The organism is Ectothiorhodospira shaposhnikovii (genome assembly GCF_016584105.1).
Taxonomy (GTDB): domain Bacteria; phylum Pseudomonadota; class Gammaproteobacteria; order Ectothiorhodospirales; family Ectothiorhodospiraceae; genus Ectothiorhodospira; species Ectothiorhodospira shaposhnikovii.
This window is the reverse complement of record NZ_NRSM01000068.1, coordinates 1-2,955: the sequence shown is the minus strand read 5'-3', so window position 1 is coordinate 2,955 and position 2,955 is coordinate 1. Positions and strand designations below refer to the sequence as shown.

The 2,955-nt window shown below is 63.1% G+C and carries 3 protein-coding genes and 1 pseudogene; 3 read left to right on the top strand and 1 reads right to left on the bottom strand.

Translation table 11 applies throughout. From position 1 onward, the window contains the following. The first annotated feature begins 326 nt into the window (after nucleotides 1–326). The 3 genes from CKO35_RS17315 (at nucleotide 327) to CKO35_RS17305 (ending at nucleotide 2,577) form a co-directional block, all read left to right on the top strand. Entirely contained in the window at nucleotides 327–1,100 is a 774-nt protein-coding gene (locus CKO35_RS17315) for a YdcF family protein (RefSeq protein ID WP_200177355.1), read from the top strand. A 76-nt stretch (nucleotides 1,101–1,176) separates the two neighbouring features. Further along, nucleotides 1,177–1,611 (top strand): VanZ family protein, encoded by a 435-nt coding sequence (locus CKO35_RS17310; protein ID WP_200177354.1) that lies wholly within the window; start codon nucleotides 1,177–1,179, stop codon nucleotides 1,609–1,611. Nucleotides 1,612–1,722: 111 nt separating this feature from the next. Then, the gene (locus CKO35_RS17305; RefSeq protein WP_200177353.1) at nucleotides 1,723–2,577 is read left to right on the top strand and encodes an Rpn family recombination-promoting nuclease/putative transposase; all 855 of its coding nucleotides are present in this window, start codon (nucleotides 1,723–1,725) and stop codon (nucleotides 2,575–2,577) included. 47 nt (nucleotides 2,578–2,624) lie between these two features. Here the strand turns inward: CKO35_RS17305 and CKO35_RS17300 are convergent. Next, nucleotides 2,625–2,955 (bottom strand): annotated as a pseudogene (locus tag CKO35_RS17300) (Rpn family recombination-promoting nuclease/putative transposase); the annotation flags it as partial.

Below are 2,955 nucleotides of genomic sequence, written 5' to 3'. Positions count from 1 at the left end.
GTGTCGGGGTGGGTGGGTCTATAGGGTAGCCGATCAGAGAGGGATGGAGGCAGTGCGTGAAGTCGGCGGTCAGGCCGGGACAGCCCACGTTGTTTGTAGGGGGATGTGGAGGGGGAGATCCCTCGTGTGCTGCGCGAGGCCAGGTGTGGTGAGGCGGTGGCCACCGGGGATGGTGCTGGGTTGGCGGCGTGGATCGCGCGGTTGGCGGATGATGCTGATTTGTGCGCCGCCTGGGGGCGCAATGCGCGGGCTGTGTTGGAGTCGCGGTTTGACCGGCGGTTGGCGGTGGAGGCGTGGGTGGGGGTGTTGTGAGTGGAGGTGGGAAAATGTTGTACCTGGACAAACTCCTGGCCCAGCTGGCTTATCCGCTGGGCCTTTTGTTTTTGTTGGCCCTGCTGGCGCTGCTGCTGTGGCTGATCCGTTGGCGACGCACCGGGGCAGGGGTGTTGTGTCTGGGCCTGGCCTGGGTGTGGTTGTGGTCCATGCCGGTGGCATCAGACGCACTGCGGGCGTCGCTGGAGTCGCGGTTCGAGTATGTGCCGGCAGACGCGCTGCCGGAGGCGGATGCGGTGGTGGTGCTGGGGGGTGGCATCAACGTGGGTCCGCCCCAGTGGCCCTATCCGAATCTGGGCCCGGCGGCGGACCGGGTGTGGCACGGTGCCCGGTTGTATCATGCGGATCGGGCGCCGTGGGTGATCGTGTCCGGTGGTTCGGTGCCGTGGCGGGAGCGTGAGCGGGTGGAGGCCCACGCCATGCGGGAGTTTCTGGTGGACCTGGGCGTGCCGGCGTCGGCGGTGTTGCTGGAAACGGACAGCGCCACCACGCGCGGCAATGCGGTGTACACGGCGCGTTTGCTGGAGGACAAGGGCCTGGAGCGGGTGTTGCTGGTCACATCGGCCTTGCACATGGAGCGTGCTCTGGCCACGTTCCGGGCCGCCGGTGTGGAGGCTTGGCCGGCACCCACGGATTTCGAGGTAGAGCCCTTGCCCGCGGATCTCCTGCGCTGGCTCCCGGATGCTCAGGCCCTGGCGGACAGCACCCGGGCATTGAAGGAGTATCTGGGGTTGTGGGTGTATCGGTGGCGGGGTTGGGCGGAGTGAAAAGGGGGCAGACCCCTTTTCTGGTCCTCTTGTCTGAAGGTTGGTGGTGGATGATCAGGTGATGCTTTTGGTGTGGATGATCTGTACGAGTGTGCTGCTGGCTACCTGGTATCTGGCCCGGCCGATGCCCTGGTTCTGGCGTTTGGGTTTTCTGGCGGCGATGGCGTTGCTGTTGGCGGGGATGACCCTGCCGCCGGAGGTGATCCGTGAGTGGGCAGGGCTGGTGTCCAGTTGGTGGCCCTGGTCCCAGGAGCCGGATCTGGTCACCCAGCAGACCAGTGCATGGGCCCACCTGATCCTGTTCGCACTGGTGTCGGCCTGGCTGTGCTGGTGGCGGGCGGATCTGGGGGTGTGGGTGTTGCTGGGTCTGTTGGTGACGCTGTCCTTCGGGACTGAGGGTTTGCAGTTGCTGGTGGACGGGCGTTATGCGTCGTTGACGGATGTGGGCATCAATCTGCTGGGGGCGGGGATCGGGTTCGTGCTGTTGTGGTTCACGCCGCGCAGGTCGTAAAAATGGGGACAGACCCCTTTTCTGGTTCCAGCAGCCAGGGATAACCAACCCCCGGATCGTGACGAGGTGGGATATGGCACACTACCGGCCAAACCCAACATCCCAACCCCCATGAATGATCTCCTCGACCCCACCAACGATTATGTGTTCAAGCGGCTGTTCGCCGAGGCCCCGGACCTGCTAGTGGATCTGATCAATGATCTGCGCCCGGATCTTCCGAACATTGCCAGCGTTCAGGTGCTCAATCCCAGCATCGACCCCAGTGAGCTCACCGGCAAGTACATCATCCTGGATGTGCTGGCTCGTGATGGTCAGGGCCACTGCTACAATGTGGAGATACAGGTTCGCCGCTATGGTGCGTGGCACAAGCGGGGGCTGTTCTACCTGGCCCGCACCCTGGGCACCCAGCTGAACGCGGGGGAGGACTATCAGGAGTTGCGTGCCTCGGTGGGGATTCATCTGCTGGACTTTGACCTGTTCACGGCCAGCGAAGCTGAGCGCCAGCAGGCGGTATGGCGGTTCGAGATGCGGGATGAGCGCCAGCCAGAGGTGTCGCTGGGGAACATCCTGCAGATGAACCTGATCGAACTGAACAAGGCGGATCGTCTTGGCTTATCGGAAGGTCCGTTGCATGACTGGATCACCTTTTTCAAGCATTGGCGGGAGGAATTGATCATGGCCAAGGTTGCCCACGAGCCGGTCAAGCGGGCCATGAGCCGCATCCGGGAACTGAGTGCCGACGAGGAAGCGCAGCGGCTGGCATTTGTGCGGGAGCGGGCGCTGCGTGATGAGGTGTCGCTGCTGAATGAAGCCCGGCGGGAGGGTCGGCAGGAGGGTGAAGAGATTGGCCTGCAGAAGGGGCAGCGCTTGACGGCCATCAACCTGCTCAAGCTGGGCGTGCTCACCGACGAGCAGATCGCCCAATCGACGGGCCTGTCCCTGGCAGAAGTGAAGGCGCTGCACTGAGCAAAAGGTGTCTGTCCCCTTTTTGTGGGCCAGGTCCGTGGCCAGGGTTACTGCAGGGAGGAATCGTCCTGGAAGATGTCTTCGAGGTGTTCAGCGGTGAGGATGTTGTCGATCCACTGGAGTAATTGAGTCTCATCAGCCTGCTGGACGCGCTGTTGGCAGTGCATCCTGGCCTGGGGGCCAAATTTGCGCTCGATCTGACGCAGCAGGGTCTGGGCCTCGCCCTGTTGAAGGCCCTGTTGAAGGCCCTGTTGAAGGCCCTGTTGAAGGCCCTGTTGAAGCCCCTGTTGAATGCCTTTCTGGAGCCCTTTGGCTTCGCCGCGATCCATCCATTCCTGAGCCAGCGACATAGTGAGTGCCTCCACGAGATGGGGTTTG